Below are 21,210 nucleotides of genomic sequence, written 5' to 3' on the forward strand. Positions count from 1 at the left end.
CTCTGTCTCTATTTTATTTTTGAGGAATAAAACACTATTTTAATTGCTGATAAAGCAATGAACCCGCCGCAGCTCCCGCAACATCGTAAGCAAAATCATGCCAGCTCCAGCCAGTACCTTCTGGACGACTATCATAAAGCTCTTTTGCTGCACCTAAACTAATCGAAAACGAGAGCCCAATTAATAATCCTTCTCTATGACCATAATTTTGATGATCTGCATACGCATTTGCGCCCGCTGAAGCAACCATAGAAAATAAAAAATGTTGAGCTTTATCTTTGCCTTGCCAATTATCATTGGCAAAATGAAATGACTGACAACCCGTTAAAGTCATTATTGATAATAAAATGATCAGAGAACCACATTTAAGCCTTAGTTTCATAAAAAATAAAAGCCTTTTCACTGATAAAAATATTTTAATATAAGTGCTTATTAAGTATAGAAGATAATTTTAGAAAACAAAAAAGCCTTACTGATATTTAAGTAAGGCTTTAGGACGGGAAGCGTTAGCGTTTAAAGTATACGGCTAATTAATCTATCAACACGAATACGTCGTAATCGTTTGATTAATTTCTTCACTTTTAGAGGATAAAGTTTAATATTTTCTAGATCTTGGTAATGTTTTACGACAATAGTATGTTGGCGAATACAGGCTAACTCATTGTGTCGTTGCTCATGTAATTCATGTTTAGGATCATGAATTAATATGGCATTTTCTAAATCTAATCCCCATGCACGCGGATTAAGATTATTACCAGTAATTAATTGCCAGCTATCATCAACCCACATGCCTTTTAGGTGATAGGTATTATCGTTATCTTTCCAAAGTCTTACTGTTAATTGGTCATTATCAATAAAGCGTTGGAAACGTTGGGTAAATTTACGCAGATTGATCTCATAGAGATAAGGTAGAGCACCAATAATTTTAAATGGCTCTTCTGGTGGAATATAGAAGTCATTTGCAGTTTTATCACCAATAATAATTTCGACTTGCTTGCCATTTCTTAATAAATGACTGATTTGACGTACAAGGATCGCAGGTAAATTAAAATAAGGTGTACAAATAACAAGCTTTTCTTCAGTAGAAGCCATAAGGTGAGAAATTGTCTTATTTAAGATATTTTTCTTACCTAAACCCATTAAAGGTGTTACTGCCAGCTCGTTGTTAGACGCATTGGCTTTAATATCATAGCCATCACGAGTGCGTAAATTGAAACGAAATTGACGAATACAGTTTTTAATTTCGGCACAACGAACTCTATTTTTGATATCCAATCGTTGAATCGCTTCTGATTGCAAAAGATCAGTCACAATAAACTGCTTCATTGTGGAGGCTAATTCGCTATTTTGGATGATGTGATATCTGTCATAACGATATTTATCCAGTTTGTGCAAATAAACATTATTAATACTTGCGCCACTATAGATAACCGTATCATCAAAGATAAAGCCTTTAAGGTGTAATACACCTAATGCTTCACGAGTGTTTACGGGAATACCGTAAATAGGGATCTCGACATCAGGGTGTTGCTGTGCAACGTGGTAGTACCAATCTGCATTCGTTGCATCAGCAGAGACACCAATACGCCCACGTTGAGCACGGTGCCAGTCAACAATAACTGTAATGGATAATTCAGGACGTTGTTGTTTTGCGCTGTAAAGCGCATCAAGGATCTCTTCACCAGCCTCATCGTGCTCTAGGTAAAGAGCCGTAATAAAGATCTCTTTCTTTGCTTGAGCAATATATTTCAATAAGGTGCTGCGAAACGCGGACGTCTGATAAAGCGTTTCAACATCAGCAACTGACTGAGCTAATTTAGGCAGTTGTGCAAGGTGTTGTTGATGCTTAGCAAGTTTTAGTTTAGACAACATCACAGTGCTTAATTCTCTTGTTTATGATGGCAGATGGAGCCATCGTCCATGTAGATTTTCTTTAACCGATCTTCTGATCATAACATTAGTTATATGGGATGTACGCATAAAATCATCATATATAGCTAATTTATCAAAGGATGCGTGAACAATCACATAAAGAAACTTTCTCTTATGATTATAGCGTTGGGCTATCTTTTGATGTTCCAAGCTGCAAATCAAGATTGACTATTCCTTCATCAAATTGTACTTCAACAGAAAATCCCAGTTTTTTCGCTAAACTTATCATGTTGCGATTCTCAGGCATGGTTATCGCGGTCAAACGTTTAATGCCATGTTCTCTAGTATAGTTGATAAGTTTAGTCATAAGTTGATGACCTAAAGTATTTCCTTTTAAATCAGAACGCACAAGAATAGCAAATTCTGCATGCTGATTATCCGGATCTGCCATTGCACGGGCAACACCAATGATTTCAGGCCGATCTTCTGGATTTCGGATTGCAACAAAAGCCATTTCTCGATCGTAGTCAATTTGGGTCATATTCGCGAGATCGTCATGCGTAAACTCACTGATCTCACTAAAATAGCGATAATAAAGATCTTCTTTTGTTACTTGGTTTATAAAGGTTTTAAGTAACGGTTCATCTTCCGGCAAAATAGGGCGGATAAAGCAAGGATTGTTATCTCTTAGAAAGAAGGTTTCTTCTAATTCATTGGGATAAGGGCGAATAGAGAGCCTTTGATGAGGATCGCCTTGTAGAGGCGCTAACTCCATCGCGACATCGAGTAGTGTAAAATCATTACCTGAAGCCAGTAGAGGATGAATATCTAATCTGACAATTTGTGGACAATCTAAAAGTAAGTGAGAAACCTGCACCAATAAATGGCTTAGACTTAATATATTTAGAGGCTGTAAAGCGCTTCTAGGCTGTATTTTTCCGCTTTTTATCGCATTAATAACTAGATAACGGGCAAGCGCCATATTAAGAGGTGGTAAAGCAACTGCAGCTTTAGTTTCTATTTGCCACTCAACTCCCCCTTCACCTAATACAATTAATGGACCAAAAATAGGATCTTGCTCTATTGCGACTCGTAGTTCTTGAGAGCCAGCTCTATTCGCCATACTTTGCACCAATAATCCCTGAATTTGTGCTTGAGGGTAGAGTTCTGTAACACGCTCTATAATAGCATGAGCTGCTGATGATACTTCTGTACTGTCTCGAAGATAAAGCATAACACCTTGTACTTCGGACTTATGAGGGATATCAGGAGAACGCAACTTCAGCGCAACAGGATAACCAATCTTTTCAGCAATATTGACAGCTTCTTGTGCATTATGGGCAATCCAAGTAGGAAGAGTATTAAAGCCGTAAGCTTCCATAATTGGCTGAACTTGGTGTGTGTCTAATCGATATTGCTTATTTTTTAATGCCTCTTCAATGCAACGATGTGCTTGTTGCGTATTCATTTTGACATCTAAAGGTAATGCCGGTGTCTCTTTTAACTGCTTCTGGTTACGGCGATATTCCACCATATGCATAAATGCAGTGACGGCACCTTCAGGTGTTCGATAGGTTGGAATTCCTGCTTCACTAAATAATTTGCGTGATTGCTGAGAGGAATACTCTCCGCCCCAGTTAGTGAAAACGGTAAGCCATTTACGTCGAGGGTGTTTATTGATGGCTTCTATGACTCGTTGCGCAGTTTCAATGCTAGGAGCAATGGCACTCGGTGTGTGAATAAGGAGTAAAGCATCATGATCATGGCTATCTAACAAACAATTCAATGCCAAAATATAACGTTCAACCGTTGTATCATCACCTAAGTTTAGCGGGTTGCGAATGGCATTTTCTTCTTGAATAACACTTTGTAGTTTTTGTTTTGTTTCATCTGTAAGTTGTGCGAGCTTTCCTGAATGCAAAAATAGCTCATCAACTGCCATTGCAGCAGGTGCAGAGCCATTACTCATAATCATTAATCTTTCGCCTTTTAAAGGCGTCATATAGCTAAGTGTTTCAACGGCAGAAAACATCTCATGGGTATCTTGTACTCGTAATAAACCCGCACGTTGAAAAGCGGCATCATAAGCCACGTCATAACTCGGTGTATCGCCCAATAACAGTTGAGCTTTTTGAGTACGACCACTTTTTATCACCAGAATGGGTTTATTACGCGAAGCACTACGAGATGCTGACATAAATCGTCGTGCATCTTTTATATGTTCGAGATGCAATAAAATAGCACTGGTTTTACTGTCTCTTGCTAGAAAATCTAATAAATCATCGACTTGGATATCTTGATTATCACCTAGCGCAATAAAATAGGAAAAGCCGATATTACGATAATAAGCCCAATCTAAAATCGTGTTGGCGACAGCCGCTGATTGCGAAATAAAAGCTAACTTTCCTTTTTTAACGGGAAGAGGTGAAAAGCTGGCATTTAAACCTTGCCACGGAGCTAAAAGCCCCAAACTATTTGGGCCAAGTAAACGGATATGATATTGCTGACAAAGTAATTTTATTGGCTGAAATTGTTCAGGTTGTGCAGAAAGCACAATCACGGCTTTGCAACCAGATCCACCTAATTGTTTTAGTAGCTCAAGGTTGCGGCGATGATGTGTACAAATAATCGCGAGATCAGGAACTTGAGGCAATTTATCAATAGAAGGATAAGTGAAAACACCAGATACAGAGCCACGAGAAGGATTAATCGGAAACACTGGGCCATTAAATCCACCACTGAGCAAATTTTTCATCATGGTGGTTCCTGCTCGACCTAATTTTTCAGAGGCACCGATCACCGCAATAGATTTAGGACGTAATAGTGCTTCAAGACCTCGTTGGCTCATATCCACTCCAGAGTTTCATTATCAACTGCTATTCAATGTAGCTGATTTGATCTTCTTTTGCCTGACTCCGGTCTGGTTTTCCAAGTAAATATTGTTGACGAAAGTAACTAAAATGAGAAAAAAGTTGTTGTGAGGCTTGAATATCGCCGACATTCTCTAAAATAGAAGCTGCAACTTCTGCTGTACAATGTTGATCTTCCCTTGCTGCTTGGCGAAGTATGTACTCACATTTACTTGCCTCATTTAAAGAAAAGAGGGGTAATGAATTGAGATAAGGGCTTTTGCGAAACATTTTGCGTGCTTCACTCCAAGTGCCATCAAGGAGAATAAACAAAGGTGGTTTGCTATTTGCAGGGAGTTGGTTGTATACAACACGTTCATTTGACGCATAGCTTTCAGGGAAGACAACATAAGCTTGCCGATCTGGTGTATTGATTAGATCAAGCAAGGCCTGTTCTGGAGCGGTTCGGGACCATAAAAAAGCCTGCGTGTTTGGCAATACGTCGGCAATTAATTTCCCCGTATTACTTGGCTTCATCACTTCGGTGTCATACATCAATAAACAAAATTGGCTTTTTGCAGGTTGATTGACAATCGTGTCACAAAGACATTGTTTTTCAGGTAATAAGCAAAAAGAGCAACGTTTGGTACGAAAACCTCGTGCTTTAAAAGGGCGAGTCGAAATCGAAAGTCGATATTGACGAAGTCGAGAGACTGCATTGTCACGCATAACAGATTGACCAATACTCATAAAAAAGAATCGAATATTATCATGTTCAAAACAAACAAACTATTCAGTCTGTTTTTATCATAAAAATCATACTGATATATTGGTTATGCATGAGATGGAGTTAATTATCAATTGATCCTGATTAGTTTATCGATTCCTGTGCGTGATTCTCTCGGTGACAGTTGCTAAACTATCATGTAATCTGCGCCCCTATTGCAGTTGGAGAGACAAATGAACGATTCTTATGAAGGTAAAAACGGCAAGGTAAAAGTAATGTATGTCCGTAGTGAGGACAATGCCGATAATAAACCTAAAAAACCATCCCGCCGTCCTGAAAATGGTCGTGGTGATAGCCGTGATAACAAACGCGGTGATAACCGTGACGACAAAAATCGTGATAATAGACGTGGTGATAACCGCGACGATAAAAATCGCGATAACAGACGTGGTGATAACAAATTTTCTCGTCGTGATGACCGCGGTGCAGGTAAGCCTTCAGGGCGTGGCGCATCACGTAATGAATCAAAACCTTCTCGCGATAGCGAAGGCGGAAGTTTTTCTCCATGGAAAACAGTTTCTCGCCCTGCTGGCGAAGAGGCAATTAAAGAGCACGATGGCATTACTGGTAAGAGCCAAATCGATCCTGAACAGTTGCGCCGCCAACGTTTAGAAGAAACGCGCATTTATGGTGAAAATGCGTGTCAGGCTATGTTTAAAAATCGTCCTGATGCTATTGTTCGTGCTTGGTTTTTACAAGATGTGACACCACGTTTTCGTGATGCACTAAAATGGATGGCTGCAAATCGTAAAGCCTATCATGTTGTTGAAGAAGAAGAGATGGTCAAAGCCGCTCGTACCGATCACCATGGTGGCGTATGCTTCTTAATTAAAAAACGTGTTGGTCATGATGCAGAAACCTATTTGAAAGATGCACCTGAACATGATTGCGTTTTAGCACTTGAAGATGTGGGAAATCCACATAACGTCGGTGCAATTATGCGTAGTTGTGCGCACTTTGGTGTGAAAGGGGTTATCTCTCCTGATTCCGCTGTATTAGAATCTGGTGCTGCTGTTCGTACCGCAGAAGGTGGTGCTGAATATATCCAAGGTATTGATGCTGATAACTTTGCTCAAACTTTAGATAAATTTAAAAAAGCGGGTTATACGCTGGTGGCAACATCAAGCCATAAAGGCAGTGTGCCATTATCAAAAGCACAATTACCAGCGAAAATGGTACTGATCTTAGGTCAAGAGAAAGATGGCTTAAGTGAAAGCACATTAAATCAAGGTGATATGAGCATTTACATCGGTGGTACTGGGCACGTTGAAAGTTTAAACGTCTCAGTGGCTTCTGGTGTGTTATTAGCAGAATGGTGGCGTCAGCACCAAGGCTAATCGCTTTATTGCTTTAAAGAATAAAAAATCCCGCTTAATCATTATGATTTTTAAGCGGGATTTTTATTTATAAGATCTACGCTAATAGCATTATTTTCCTGGTGAGAATGGCGGTTTAGCAAACCAAACCACAATCATCATGATAAGAAAAATACCTGCTGCTAACCAAAAAATTTCATTGGCTGAAATAATCAATCCCTGTTCTGTAATAGTCTTAGCTAAATACGCTGACGCTTGTTCATTTGAAAGACCCAGATCATTCATTTGTTGGTACGCCATTTGCGAATCTGGATCGAGTGGATTAATTTTTTCTACAAAGGTTTCATGGTGAAGTGATTCTCTTTGTGTCCAAATTGTTGTGGTTAACGATGCGCCAATTGCCCCTGCCAATGTTCTTAAGAAGTTCGAAAGACTTGACGCTGATGCCATTTTTTCTGGTGGTAACCCAGATAATGTCATTGTCGTTAATGGCATAAAGAAACACGCAACTGCTAAACCTTGCCAGAATTGTGGCCATGCCACAGTGGCAAAGTCCATTCCTGGTTCGAAGGTATAAGCTCGCCAATAAAAACACACAGAAAACATAATAAAGCTAAAGCTGATGATATAACGTAAATCCACTTTACCACCAAACTTACCTATAATTGGTGTGATAATTAAAGGCAATAAACCTACGGATGCTGATGCTAATCCAGCCCATGTTGCTGTATAGCCAAAGACTTCTTGTAAAAGTAGTGGCAGTAAAACAATAGTACCAAAATAGATCATATAGGCGAGGCTGAGTGTGACGCAACCAATGGTAAAGTTTCGACTCTTAAAGAGTGAAAGATCTATCACTGGATGATCGTCTGTTAACTCCCAAACAATTAAGAAGCTAAGTGCGACCACCGCCACAATAGTGAGGACTATAATTTCTGTTGAATTAAACCAATCGAGCTCTTTACCCTGATCAAGCATGATTTGCAAAGCACCTATACCCACGACGAGTAAAACAAGGCCAATGGTATCTATTGGTTTAATTTCAGTTTTTGTTTCGCGCCCAGATAAGGTGTTTGATATACACATAATAATCAACACACCAAATGGAACGTTAATAAAGAATATCCATCCCCAATGATAGTTATCGCTGATGTAACCACCTAAGATAGGGCCTAAAATCGGTGCAACAACAATAGTCACTGACCATAGTGCAAGCGCCATATTTCGTTTTGCTGGTGGATAGTTATTCAATAACAAACTTTGTGACAAAGGAATAAGTGGTCCAGCTACTAAACCTTGAAGCACACGAAAGAAAATAAGCATTTCAAGACTTTGTGAAATACCACAAAGCCAAGAGGTTAACGCAAAAAGTGCCGTTGACCACATAAAGAGTCGAACTTCACCAATACGTTTTGCTAACCAACCTGTAATTGGGATAGAAATAGCATTCGCCACACCAAAAGAGGTAATAACCCAAGTCCCCTGTGAGTTAGAGGCACCTAAGTTTCCTGCAATAGTTGGAATGGCTACGTTAGCGATTGTAGAATCGAGAACTTGCATAAAGGTTGCCAACGCAAGGGCGATGGTCATTAAAGCAAGTTTTCCTCCTTGTAATGGCTCTTTGATCACCTTTACACCTCGCCTTTATTGTCCTGCATTTTGTTCAATGATTTCATTGATCAGTTTATTAATCTCTGACATATCAATGGTTAAAGCATCAGTATGGTAAGCAGGTGTTTGGCGTTCGCTGTGTGATAATACTTTCCCATCAAGGTTAATCGTATCGACAGTCACTTCAGAAGAAAGACCAATACGTAATGGTTTTTCTGCTAATTCTTTTTCATCTAATGAAATACGAACGGGTAAACGTTGAACGACTTTTATCCAGTTACCACTGGCATTTTGCGCAGGTAATAATGAGAAAGCACTCCCTGTTCCCATATCTAAACCTAATACCGTACCGTGATAAATAACTTTTTTGCCGTAAAAATCTGTTGTGATTTTTGCTGGTTGGCCAATACGCATATTGGCGAGCTGGGTTTCTTTAAAATTGGCATCAATCCACATACCCGTTACAGGAACAACGGCCATTAACGGTTTACCTGGTGAGACTTGTGCGCCAACTTGAACGCTACGACGTGAAACATAGCCATCTGTTGGGCTTAAAATTTTAGTACGTTCTAAGGCAAGCCATGCATTACGAACATCAGTTGATGCTTGTAAAACAGAGGGTTGTTTTGCAATTGGTGTATTTAATATAATTGCCTGGTTAGCATTATATTGCTCTCTTGCAACTTCTAAAGCCGCTCTTGCAGTAGAAACAGCTTCTCTGGCGTGTTGAAGTTCTTCTTTACCAATAACATTGCGTTCGCCTAAAACTTCACGGCGACGAAGATCATTCTGTAATTTAGTGAGCTCTGTTTCGCGTAAAACGATGTTTGCTTTTAATTGACGGCCGTTGATGATTTGCTGATGCATTTGGCGAACACTATTAGCTAATGCTGTTTTTGCTTTTTCTAATGCCAGTTTTTCATCACTTGAATCTAATAAAACTAAGGGTTCACCCGCTTTTACAAAATCAGTGTTATCCACATAAACGGTGGTAACAGAACCAGAAATCTGTGGCATCACCATGATTTGATTACCAGTCACATAAGCATTATCTGTCGTTTCATGATGTCTTAGCACCAAAAACCAATAAGCTGTGTAAGCTGCGCCAGCAACAATAAATAGGATGGTTAGCAACAGTAGAACATTTCGGCGAGTTCGTTTTTTATTGCGAATGGGAGCCTGAGGGGGGGTATTTTCCTCATTAACACTCATTTAGAAGATCTCCATAAAACCAGAAAAACATCATTAGATATGTTTCCAGTATTAAAACTGGAAACATAATTATAAAGTCAATCTTAGAATAATTATTAGCGTGAAGGTAAATTATAAATGCTAATGGGTAAGTATGTTTGCCGATTTATGGCGTAAATAGGATTAGATCAATAAAACTATTTATTATGCTACTTATTCACAACCTTTTTCAGCCAAAGTATCTAATTGTAATAATAACTTACGCATTAGCGTTTCAAGCTGTCTTTGTTCGGATTGATCTAATACAGACCAGATTTGTTTTAAACACTGATGCTGCGGTGGTAATAAGCTATTTAAAAACTCTTCACCTGCATCAGTTAAATGGAGATGTAAACAACGGCGGTCATTATGACTTTCACGACGTTCAATCCAACCTTGCTTTTCAAGTTCATCAGCAATACGGGTTGCATTTGTTCTTGAAGAGCCCAAAGCTGCACTTAATTCTGATGGTTGAATACTACGATTTTCTGTCGTATCTAAAATCATTAGTGCCATAAATAATGTCTCGTTAATACCCTGAGACTTCAACATATTATTACGACTTTCAAGAAGTTTGCTTTGAACATGCATAGAAAGGCGAGTTAACAAAATTTCTTGATAAGGAATATCTTTGTTAAGCGATTTCTGTTGTGTAGCGCGAGTGTTTAGTAATTCTTCTGTTGGCGTAAATGAGCTTTCCATTTTTAGACACCTTGTTAGTTTCGAAAATTAGGATAATTTTGTTATCAACATGTTAAATGGTATATTAAACACACAATTTAGCAATTTTTATTATTTATAGTCACTATGTTTTTTTGATTATGTTACCTGATTCATAAATTTTCTGAATGATAACACAAAAAAAAGATAGGTACTTATCTCTTTGCAATAAGTTAATAAAATCAATTTATCACTTATCTGACAATGAATAGTAGTCTATTTGCGAAAAAAGGGATCATTTTTTACGATAAAACACGTAATAAATTTATTATCACTATCAATGGTTGGTATGTAGATAGTATCTAAATGAAATTATTTATACAGTGCTTTATTGGGTGGATTGATATAATTTTCTTAATAAAGAATGGGATGATGATATACATTAATAGTAATCACGCTGTTAAAACATTCACATTTTATTCTGATTAGTGGGGGGTGAAGAAATAATATAACCCATCCTTGGGTCTAAAAATTATTCGGCGTGGATTATTGGATCATTTTTATAACCTAAAAACCAAACAATCAGACCGATAACACCAATGACTAATCCGGCGATAGAAACACCTGTCCATCCATATTGATGATAAGCATAACCTGATAGTAAAGATCCTAGCGCACCACCAATAAAATAACTTGTCATATAAGCGGCAGTCAGGCGGTTTCTAGCATCAGGTAAAATACGGTATATGGTGCTCTGATTGGTGACATGAACACCCTGAACAGCTAAGTCTAGCAGGACAACGCCAATAATAAAGCTGATGAGCCCAACCCAGTGATAATAAGGTGCAACAATGATAAAACCCCAAGAAAGAAAGAGGATGATTAATCCTACTGTGGTGGTTTTCTTGCCTTTTCCTTTATCTACTAATACACCCGCTTTACCCGCCATTAATGCACCTGCGGCACCTACAAGACCAAATAAACCAATCACAGCATCCGAGTAATTAAAAGGATCAGAAGCCAATAAAAAGGCCATTGAGGTCCACAATAAACCAAAGTGAGCAAAAATAAGCGCACCAACTAATGAGCGAGTTCTTAATACGGGAGTTGTTGCAAATAATTTGAAAATAGAACCTAGCAATTGGAAATAATTTAAGTTGGTTTCACTTTTATAAGTGGGTAAACAGCGCCATAAGGTGATGGCTAAAATCGCCAGAAAAATACTGGCTATCCAGAAAATACCCTGCCAATTAGTAAATGACGCCATTAACCCAGATGCGGTTCTCGCCAGTAAGATCCCGAGTAAAAGGCCACTCATAATCGTTCCGACAGCCTTTCCACGTTGATGTGGCGCGGCAAGCGTTGCAGCAAAAGGAACAAGAATTTGAGCTACAACGGAGAACATGCCTGAGAGTGCAGTTCCTATTAACATCACCCAAATATTAGATGCCATGGCGGTAATTAATAGGCCACTTGCTGAAATTAATGTCATGGTAATAATGAGTGAGCGACGTTCAAAAATATCGCCAAGAGGCACTAATAACATTAACCCTATGGCATAACTTAATTGTGCGGTGGTGACAATAAATCCAGCCAAAGTAGCAGATATGTGGAAATAGTTTGCGATTGAATCAAGTAGAGGTTGTGCATAGTAGTTACTGGCAACAACCATACCTGTGGCAACCGCCATAAGTAAAATAAGGCCTTTGCTTAGCGATGTTTGTGGTGCGGTGTTTTCCATAATACTCGTAACAAATCATTTGTAAGGTAAATGATAGTAACATGAGTCATTTTTTTGAGAAAAGAATTACTGTGATAGAGATGTTCAATTAATTTGATACAAAACCTTAGAATATATTTTTATAACATATTGTTTTATATAATAAATAAACATTGGGTTTTGCTTGTTAATAACTAAAAAGCGTAAAAAAGAGCATAGCCAAACACCATATCCATTGAATTGAAACGCCAATCACGGCAAAAGAAAATAGGCGTTTAGTCCCTAGCCAACGGGCTTCCATAGTCTGTTTTTGGGGACGTTTAGGAAATAATATAGAGAGACTTTCATCAAAACTAACATCGTCTTGATAACGATAAAGAGCTTGAAAAAAATGGCTATCAAGCCATAAACGAAAAAGATGATATTGAGTAAATAAAAATAAAAGAGAAGCAATAAAGAAAGCCAATTTATTGTGAAAATAAAGGCTAAATACAGGCAATGTGCTTATATAAGGTAACAGTGATAACAGCAGTAAGTAGCGCCAACTTTGAGTTAAAGACACAATGACTTTACCGCTAGTTTTTGTTGTCAGCATAGTTCCCTCGTTATCTATTTTGTTGGAAACATGAATACCAAATTTGTAATGCCTCTTGTGTTTCTGAATTTAAGATCACTTGAGGGCGTGTTTGATACACCTGTTTTATTGCGTCTTCCAAAGTATCTACTGTGCCATTGTAAACGAGCCATGCAACCGCAATGGTGGCACTGCGTGAATAGCCTAATTTGCAATGAATATAAACAGTACCTACTTGGCTAAGTTGTTCCATAGACAACATGGCTTTGCTGATATCATCTGGAGATAATGGTAATAAATCGATTTGAGGTTGGGCTAAATAAAGCTGATTTTGGCTAAATTTGTTTCTTGGCCATTCACAGGTTAAATCAAAAACTGCATTCGCTTTTAATTTATAAAGTGGGCGTCCACCTAATAAAATACCTTCAGTTACTAAACTGGGTGTTTGGCAGCAAGTTAAATAATAGCGATAAGTACACCAAGCAAAAAAGCGATAAGGTAATAGGATTATCTGTGCAGAAAGGGGAATTTCACCCTGTGCATTTTTTTGAAAAATAGAAGCTCCTGCCCCTAAATAACCTAAAGTCACAAAAGTTAATGTGATTGCAGGCCAGAGAAAAAACCAAAAGAAACCTTGTAAACCAAAAGATAACAGGTAGAACACTATTGCGGATAACGCATAGTTTTTACCAATACGTAAACTGCGTTTGCTGCCAGTAAAATGCCATTTCCAACGTGAATTTATTGGCAATAAATAACAGATAAATACGCCAACACCAAAGCCTGTAATAATATCAATAAAGTGATGTTGCCATGTTGTCAGTACAGAAACAGCAATAAGCAATGACCATAAATTTAAAAACCATTGCCATGATTTAGGCGTATGTGCGCGAAAACGTAACCAAAGTATCCACAATAAGATAATGTGCAAAGAAGGAGCTTGATTATAAGGTAAATCAAAACCTTCTAATTGGGTAAATAACCAACCAGAAAATCCTTCTGTTGTTGGGCGAATAAAACTAAATTTTAAAGGAAATAATAAAAAACCAGCACAAGCAATAAGAGAGGCCACAATTAAACGTAGCCCATGTATAAATTGTTCTCTCAATGTTGTACAAATAATCAGTGAAATACCATAGGCAATATTCACACTCCAATAAGGAATGATTGTCCAAGGTAAAAAGGGAATCGCTTTTTCCCACGAATAAACAAAAGAAGGAATATCAGATAAAGTGGAAGTGTAAGTGTTAACTTGCATATAAGTTAAATAGAAAAATGGGGCAAGAAACAACAGCCATACAATACCAGCAAGCCAGATACTTTTTCTCGATGATGTTATTTGAGTGTGTTGGGTTCCACCCATACTAAAATTCCTTTCTTTGTTTATGTTTCTATTTTTACAACAACTTAAAACTATCGCTATATGTTGCCATATAGCGATAGCTCAGTTATTGATGGTGCATTCCGTTAGCGACGTTTTGCTATTGATACACTGAAAATACCCCAATGATCAATTTGTTGATCTAACTTCTCAAAACCAGCTTCATTAACTAAAGCATCCATTTCACCTTGACTACGGCAACGCATGATCCAAGGTTGTCCATTTTGGTGACTCGGTAATACACGCGCAATCATTTCAAGTTGGGGGTGCCAAGGTTGACAGGTATAAATTAATAAACCGCCACTTGGTATGGCTTGCGATAGCCCTTTTAAAGACTCTTTTAACAGATGATTTTCAGGGAATAATTCATAGAGCCCGCTGACAATACCTAATGTTGGTGAAGGCGAAACAGTACTCAAGCTTTCTGCATCAAAAGCGTTACCTTCTTCAAAACGCACTTTATCTTCTAAGTGACGTTCTTTAATCACCATTCTGCCTTGTTCAACGTTAATAGCGCTATAATCGCGCATTAAAATCGAATCGACCTTACCATAATCATTAACAGCATCAAAAAGATAGCGACCTTGTCCTGCGGCGATATCCATAATATGCACAGGCATATTATTTTGTATTAATTGGCGAATGGCATAACGAATTGTATTTTCAATATTAATTTTTCGTTGGCGAATGCCTTGCCAACCAATACTATTTAAATATTGTCTATCAACGACACGACCAAATAAGCCTTTTCCCTGCGGTTGATTACGATAGACATAATCCAGAGTTGATCCAGAATCAAAACCTTTATCGTAACCCAGAGCAACACCTTCAGATGCTTTACCTAAAGTGCTCATAGAACGGCTAAGTATTTTGTAATAAAGTCTTTTTGGACAATATGTAGGAAGAGGGGTTTGTAATGTGCGATAAACATCTGCACTATGGCTCCAAGTATCTTCATATTGGTAATCATGTTGATAAAGTGGTTGTGCAAACAATTTTTCAATAAAACTGCGCATTTTATTGATAGGGATAACTCTATCTTTCTCACCTAAGGTATCGTGGTAAAAGCTTGGTAGAACATGTTTTTCTTTAATTGATGTGTTTAAACGTTCATAGAAAAGATGTTGAGGCTTGGCGTGAACAACATGATCATTGCCTGAAATAAATAACTGTGTTGGTAAAGTAATCGCGTTTGCGTCTTCAACAACACGATCTGCTGTTTTATAAAGCTCTAATAAAATATTGACAGCAATAGGGCGAGTGATTAGTGAGTCTTGGTTAAAAGAGTCGATACGACTTTGGTCATGGGTTAGGTATTTCGCTTTCACATACGAATTAACATAAAAAAGCCCGCGAACTTTTTGCATTAAGGCAAGACCTGTGCGTGCAAAAGGAACATATAATTTCACTTTAAATGCAGGAGAAGCTAGCACCATGCCACGAATTTTGGGAGCGTAATCGTGTACCCAACCAGTAACTAAAACGGCACCTACACTTTGACCAACAACCAGAATATTCTCCATTGGAATATTATAGTTAGAAGAAACGTAATGAACGAATTCGTCTATATCTTTTATTGATGTTCCCATTGATGGGCTATAACCGCGAGCACCTTCATTTTTACCATGCCCACGAGCATCCCAAGCAAACATTGAAAAATCAGGAAGATCTAGCTCATCAACGAGATGAGCAACACGGCCTGAGTGCTCATGTCCTCGGTGAAATAAAATAATTGCTTTTGGCTCAGTGGTAATTTGAGCAGGCCAATGACGATAATACAACGGTGTCTTATCGCTGGTGGTAAATTCAGACTCAATCATATTCCTTTGAGTTTGATATTGCGGCTGTTGATTCATAACGATGTATCCTTATCTTTATCTGTCATCGTTGCTTCTTTTAGTGCGCGATGAATTCGGTGATAACAAGTCAACAAAAGTAATAAATTAATAATAATAAAAAGATAATGTGTGCTTTCTGATAATGTCAGTGAGGGGAATAATCCGATAAAAAACGCAATAGCACCAAAAATAAAAGCTCTATCACTTTTTCCCATCGGGCCATCATAACGACGAGAAGCATTAATAGTTTGGGCTAGAACGCCTAAGAACTCAGTCATTATCATTAAAAAAAGTGTCAGCATGATCCACCAGTAGGCTTGTGGAAAAATAAAAGCAAAAGGTAGATAGAGTGCAATGTCTGAAATAACATCACTGGCTTCGTTTAATATCGCCCCAAGCGCACTTTTTTGATTATGTTCTCGTGCAAGCATGCCATCTATGGCATTAAGCGCCATACGAAAAAAGAGGACAAAAGGGAGTAATAAAAATAAACGAGGGGAAGGATAAAGTAAAAGTAACCCACCAACGGCAATGGATAACAGTAAAGCAGAGAGCGTGACCTGATTTGCGGTGATCCCTTTTGTGAATAACTGTTCTACATAAGGGCGCAATAGAGATTGAAATTTGGGTTTTAGGTCATAAATTGTCATGACGCATCCTTGTGTTCAAAAGTGCGTATATTGCCTCAAAATTATTATTTTATTATTAGCTGATTTTTATCCCATTGAATATCTTTATTTCAATGGTTTAATTTATTTAAGATTTAAACATAAAACTAATATTTGAAATTTACTTGAATTAATAATTATTTAGCGCCTTAAAAAAGGGAAAATAAGATACGCATAATTGTAATTATCAGACTGTTCCGTGTCTGTTTTATTCTTTTTATTTTAAGAATGATTAAATTTTCTTTAGTAATATATTCGTAATTATAATTAGAGAATTAAATGAGAGGAATGAAATAAGGAATATCAAATACCTTATAGTAACTAATGAAATTAGTTTAATTTATTAAAAATATCATTTTAGATAAAATTTAAATCTAACAGGAGTGTATCAATAGAGTAGTTATCTGTATTGAGTGATAAATGCAAAAAAACTAGATAATTATTATCATTATCATAATTAGCGCTGTTAGTTACAGCTCTAACCATCTATCAAACTAATAACCATACAAAAAGATACTACTATTATGATCCATTTCTTAGCAAAAAATGATGCTTATCGTCAGGGAATTGGGATATTTTCATTTTCGTCATCAGCGATTGCATTATTATTGACTTCACTCACTTCGTTAAATAGCTATGCAACTGAAAGTGTAAAACCAGAAATAACGACATCCACAAAGTCGGAGAGTCCTGTACAACCAAAATCGAGTGAAAAGATTACTCTTGAGCCTATCTATGTATCAGGTGAGCTCAATTCGAGTGTTGATGCAGGAAGTACCGTTCTGACATTAAAAGATATCGATAGAATTCAGCCTAATAATATTGCAGAGCTGGTGGATAAATTACCCGGAATTTCATCATCGGGTTCACCCAGACCAGGAGGTCAAACATTAAATATCTGGGGGATGGGTAATCCTGAAGATATTAAAATCACCCTTGATGGTACACCTAAAACCTTTGAGAAATATCGTCAAGGTTCAATTTTTATTGATCCTGAATTAATACGTCGTATTGATGTTGATAAAGGGCCTCATAATATTACTCAAGGAAATGGCGGATTTGGTGGTTCGGTGAGAATTGAAACCAAAGATCCCGATGACTTATTATTACCCGATCAGAATATTGGGATGTTTTTAAAATACGGACATCATACTAACGACAGACAAAATCGTTATAGTGGTGCGGTATATGGCAAATTACTTGATGGTCAAGCTGACGGATTATTCTATTTCAACCGCCGTGAAAGTGATGATCTGCGACGCCCGGATGGGACTAAATTTGGCTATTCACAGTCAGACCAAGATTCTTTTTTAATTAAAACGAATATCTATTTAACTGAAGCACAAACATTAACGTTATCAGCATCACGATCAGAAAGTGATGGTTGGACACCTTGGGCGGCTAAACGGGATGAATTAGCTAAACCTAGCCAAGCTGAAGTGGATAAATATGGCTTTGATGCGGCGATGAAACGTAAATTAGTTTATCGTGATCAAAAAGATGACACCTTCAGTGTGAAATGGAATATTCAGCCAGTTGATTCTGATCTAATTAATTTAACGCTTACCTACGGTTATTCAAAAACTAAGCAAAACGATAGTCGCCCAGAGACAGCAAGCTCCTATTTTAGCAGCAGCATGGGAAATCAAAGTTGGGTAGATTATCGAAATCATCAAATTGAAATTAAAAATGAAAGCACTATTATGCAAGGTGCTTTAGAGCATAAAGTATTAGTGGGAACACGTTGGCATCGTAATGATCGTGATGTCTTAATGTTTACTCGTGATAAAGCTAAGAATCCAAATTATAACTATGGATATTATGCGCCTCCTTATATGCCAGAAGGTACGCAAACGACAACCAGTTTCTATCTTCAAGATTCGATGAGTTATAGAAACCTGACGATAACACCAGGTGTTCGCTACGATATCGTTAAAAATCAAGGTAAAGGAAGCCGAGCTATCACTTATCAAGATCCTGATCCCTATTATGGCCATGATTATTCGGATGTGACTTATAGCGGGGCAACGCCTCACTTAGGTTTATTATGGAAAATGAATCAGAATTTCAGATTCTTTGGTGATCTAACCTACACATGGCGAGCGCCATTGATTGATGAGCAGTATGAAGTTCAAGGAAGTGTTTCTAGCTTAACGGGAACAAGTCGCCACCTAGATAAAGAAACAGTAAGAGCTGCACGAATTGGTGCAATTGCAGACTTTGAAAGTGTTATTCAGCAAGAAGACCAACTGCAATTAAGAACAACACTGTTTGATACTCGTGGTAAAGACGAAATCTTCCGCCGCCGTGGTGTCTATTGTGAAAGCCAAAAAGTGGATGGGCATAATGGAAATTGTCCGCCTTCAATAGGTAATTACCGTAATTTACCGGGTTACCATATTCAAGGGTTGGAAATTGAAGCCTTTTATAATAGCCCTAATGTATTCGGTCGTTTAGCGTATTCAACAATGAAAGGAAAACGTGACCAATCACCGCGTGATCCGTGGTTTGGTCAAAAAACATGGATTGCAGAGATCCAGCCTGACGCTTTACATGCCACCCTTGGTGTAAAAGTACCAAGTATTAATGTCAATATGGGATGGACGGGCGATTTTATTGGCGCTCAACGCCGCTCGCCAATAGATGCTGATCCTGATGCTGGCTATTGGTCATTACCAAAAAGTAAAGGTTATGCAATCCACGGTTTATTTGCGAATTGGGAACCTTCTTTTATAGATAATACTGAGGTTCGTTTTACGGTCGCAAATTTATTTAACCGTGATTATTACCCTTATTTAGGTGAATCAGTTTCAGGTGTAGGACGTGATTATCGATTTACTGTGGTAAAACGTTTCTAATATTACTGAAAATAAAAACTGCGGCCTTTGGTCGCTTAAATAAACCCCATAGATATTATGGGGTTTATTGTCATTTAGAATTCAATACTCAAGATATTGAATTAATAACCGTGTGATGCAGAAGTTGCAATCATTGCCATCATGGTAGTGAAGAAGAAAATAAAGAAAAGAACAGCCATAATGATACTAATAATAAAGTAAATAAAGCCCGCTCTGTTCCATGTTTCTTGCACTTTCATAAAGGTTTCAACAGAATCGTAATCACCACTTTTCCAAGCCCATTCATTCCCTTTAATACCACAGACAAAGATCCAAACAAGATTAAGTAAAGGAACAAGTACTAATAATGGAAGATAGGATTTATTACCGAAACCCCAAATAATATTAAACATGAAAGCACCCCAGTTCCAACGTTTAATTTCTTCAGGTACTGGTTTGTTAGTGTAAGACACAGTTTATTCCTTATTTAAAATAATAAATATAAAAATGAAAATGCCAAAATGGCAACTGGAGAAAGGAATAATCATAATTGAATAAATGAGAGAATGAAAGACAGGTATATCTTTGCCATTAATAAAAAGAATAATCTTAATAATAAAGTTGTATTAAGATCTTTTAATTTTTATATAAACTCGTTTTGCCTAATTACATGTAATTTTAGTTTTTTATAAATAAAAACAGGCCACAATAATGTGACCTGTTTTGTGATAATCTTAATTTAAGATTATTTATTGATTACTTTGCAGTAGCCTGAGCTTGTTCAATCCAACCATCAAAGGTTTTTTGATGGGCTTTGATCCATGCATTAGCATGACGTTCAATATCTGCTTGTGATTTTTGACCATTATGCATACGCAAGTTTTGCGCATTAATATCGGCAACAGACACTTTCATCACTTCAAAGAGTTTTGCCGCAGCGGGATTTTCTTCAGCCCATTTTTTATTTGCTGCAATATGCATAGTACTTGGTGGAAAGCCGTAGTTTTTACCATTTGCTAATGTGGTATCGGTTTTATCATCACCTGGTAACGAAGAGAAGGGGACTTGTAACCAAACAACATCTTTACCCGGTTTTAATACATCACTTATCCAGTAAGGCGTCCATGTGTAATAAAAAATGGGTTTGCCTTCTTTATAGCGAGTAATGGTATCTGCCATCATTGCCGCGTAATTGCCTTGGTTATGTGTAACAGATTTTTCTAATCCATAGGCTTTTAAGTGGTTGTTGATCGCTTCTTCACAACCCCATCCCGGATTACAACCTGTTAAATCAGCTTTGCCATCACCATTGGCATCAAATAATTTGGCAATTTTAGGATCTTTTAATTGCTCAATATTCGTAATGTTATATTTCTCTGCTGTTTTTTTATCAATCAAGTAACCTTGAGCTGCATTAACGACATAATCCCCTTTACGATAAAAGGTATTATCACCTCCTGCCGCTGCATATTGTGAATTATGAAGAGGAACCCAACTGACTGCCATAAAAGTTGCATCACCATTGGCGATAGAGGAATAAGCAACGTTATAGTCAACTTCTTTAATTGGCTGAACAGTGTAACCTAATTGTTCTAGTGCTTTATTGACGATTAATGTTTGAAAGGTTTCTTCAGAAATCGTACTTTGCACGGGTTGAACCGAAATCCCTTTTCCAGGCAAATCAGCAGCGGATAACTGGGTGCTTATCAGTGTGGCGGACAATACTGTTGCCCAGATAACTGGATTACGCATAGTTTTTCCTTCTGTTGTGATGGTAAGAGATAAATAGCGACAGCGAACTGTCGCCTCTATTTCTTGTATTGATTGAACGTGTTGTTCTTTATTGATTTTTGATACTGATTTTAAA

Annotated in this window: 16 protein-coding genes; 2 read left to right on the plus strand and 14 right to left on the minus strand. The window is 37.6% G+C overall.

Features of this window, described 5'->3' with window-relative positions:
- Positions 1–34: 34 nt before the first annotated feature.
- From JEP36_RS10225 to JEP36_RS10240, 4 genes are all read right to left on the minus strand, one after another.
- On the minus strand, positions 35–382 hold the full coding sequence (locus tag JEP36_RS10225) for a YfiM family lipoprotein (RefSeq protein WP_198620366.1): 348 nt from the start codon (positions 380–382) through the stop codon (positions 35–37).
- A 131-nt stretch (positions 383–513) separates the two neighbouring features.
- On the minus strand, positions 514–1,872 hold the full coding sequence (pssA, locus tag JEP36_RS10230) for a CDP-diacylglycerol--serine O-phosphatidyltransferase (RefSeq protein ID WP_198630185.1): 1,359 nt from the start codon (positions 1,870–1,872) through the stop codon (positions 514–516).
- A 178-nt stretch (positions 1,873–2,050) separates the two neighbouring features.
- Positions 2,051–4,720, minus strand: coding sequence for a bifunctional acetate--CoA ligase family protein/GNAT family N-acetyltransferase (locus JEP36_RS10235; protein WP_198620367.1), 2,670 nt, complete (start codon positions 4,718–4,720; stop codon positions 2,051–2,053).
- Positions 4,721–4,748: 28 nt separating this feature from the next.
- The gene (locus JEP36_RS10240; protein ID WP_196534197.1) at positions 4,749–5,450 is read right to left on the minus strand and encodes a tRNA-uridine aminocarboxypropyltransferase; all 702 of its coding nucleotides are present in this window, start codon (positions 5,448–5,450) and stop codon (positions 4,749–4,751) included.
- Positions 5,451–5,681: 231 nt separating this feature from the next.
- On the opposite strand from JEP36_RS10240, the gene JEP36_RS10245 reads away from it, so the two are divergent.
- The gene (locus tag JEP36_RS10245) at positions 5,682–6,845 is read left to right on the plus strand and encodes a tRNA/rRNA methyltransferase (protein WP_100159391.1); all 1,164 of its coding nucleotides are present in this window, start codon (positions 5,682–5,684) and stop codon (positions 6,843–6,845) included.
- Positions 6,846–6,935: 90 nt separating this feature from the next.
- Here the strand turns inward: JEP36_RS10245 and emrB are convergent, their stop codons facing one another.
- The 8 genes from emrB to JEP36_RS10285 all read right to left on the minus strand — a co-directional run bounded on the left by emrB (position 6,936) and on the right by JEP36_RS10285 (position 16,488).
- A complete protein-coding gene (emrB, locus tag JEP36_RS10250) occupies positions 6,936–8,453 on the minus strand; it encodes a multidrug efflux MFS transporter permease subunit EmrB (RefSeq protein WP_109374058.1) in 1,518 nt (505 codons plus the stop codon).
- A 15-nt stretch (positions 8,454–8,468) separates the two neighbouring features.
- Positions 8,469–9,647 (minus strand): multidrug efflux MFS transporter periplasmic adaptor subunit EmrA, encoded by a 1,179-nt coding sequence (gene emrA, locus JEP36_RS10255; protein ID WP_109374059.1) that lies wholly within the window; start codon positions 9,645–9,647, stop codon positions 8,469–8,471.
- Between the two features lie 192 nt (positions 9,648–9,839).
- Positions 9,840–10,367: a transcriptional repressor MprA gene (gene mprA / locus JEP36_RS10260; RefSeq protein WP_023581117.1), complete on the minus strand. Its 528-nt coding sequence runs from the start codon at positions 10,365–10,367 to the stop codon at positions 9,840–9,842.
- Between the two features lie 490 nt (positions 10,368–10,857).
- Positions 10,858–12,066 carry an MFS transporter gene (locus JEP36_RS10265; RefSeq protein WP_198620369.1) on the minus strand — a complete coding sequence of 403 codons (1,209 nt, stop codon included), beginning with the start codon at positions 12,064–12,066 and terminating at the stop codon, positions 10,858–10,860.
- A gap of 166 nt (positions 12,067–12,232) precedes the next feature.
- Entirely contained in the window at positions 12,233–12,640 is a 408-nt protein-coding gene (locus JEP36_RS10270) for a hypothetical protein (RefSeq protein ID WP_198630164.1), read from the minus strand.
- Positions 12,641–12,650: 10 nt separating this feature from the next.
- Positions 12,651–13,982 (minus strand): phosphatase PAP2/dual specificity phosphatase family protein, encoded by a 1,332-nt coding sequence (locus tag JEP36_RS10275; RefSeq protein WP_198630165.1) that lies wholly within the window; start codon positions 13,980–13,982, stop codon positions 12,651–12,653.
- Between the two features lie 104 nt (positions 13,983–14,086).
- Complete coding sequence (locus JEP36_RS10280) at positions 14,087–15,856, minus strand: bifunctional alpha/beta hydrolase/class I SAM-dependent methyltransferase (protein ID WP_198630166.1); 1,770 nt, start codon at positions 15,854–15,856, stop codon at positions 14,087–14,089.
- Positions 15,853–16,488 (minus strand): CDP-alcohol phosphatidyltransferase family protein, encoded by a 636-nt coding sequence (locus tag JEP36_RS10285; RefSeq protein ID WP_198620373.1) that lies wholly within the window; start codon positions 16,486–16,488, stop codon positions 15,853–15,855. Before JEP36_RS10285 ends, JEP36_RS10280 begins: the two co-directional genes overlap by 4 nt.
- Before the next feature lie 542 nt (positions 16,489–17,030).
- On the opposite strand from JEP36_RS10285, the gene JEP36_RS10290 reads away from it, so the two are divergent.
- Positions 17,031–19,364, plus strand: a complete 2,334-nt coding sequence (locus JEP36_RS10290; protein WP_232805441.1) for a TonB-dependent hemoglobin/transferrin/lactoferrin family receptor — start codon at positions 17,031–17,033, stop codon at positions 19,362–19,364.
- Between the two features lie 101 nt (positions 19,365–19,465).
- Here JEP36_RS10290 and JEP36_RS10295 read toward each other — a convergent pair whose 3' ends face one another.
- The gene (locus tag JEP36_RS10295) at positions 19,466–19,816 is read right to left on the minus strand and encodes a ribonuclease G (RefSeq protein ID WP_198620374.1); all 351 of its coding nucleotides are present in this window, start codon (positions 19,814–19,816) and stop codon (positions 19,466–19,468) included.
- Positions 19,817–20,099: 283 nt separating this feature from the next.
- Positions 20,100–21,095 carry a glycine betaine/L-proline ABC transporter substrate-binding protein ProX gene (gene proX, locus JEP36_RS10300; protein WP_198630167.1) on the minus strand — a complete coding sequence of 332 codons (996 nt, stop codon included), beginning with the start codon at positions 21,093–21,095 and terminating at the stop codon, positions 20,100–20,102.
- Between the last annotated feature and the right edge of the window lie 115 nt (positions 21,096–21,210).

It is taken from the genome of Proteus sp. PR00208 (assembly GCF_016238545.1).
Taxonomy (GTDB): Bacteria; Pseudomonadota; Gammaproteobacteria; order Enterobacterales; family Enterobacteriaceae; genus Proteus.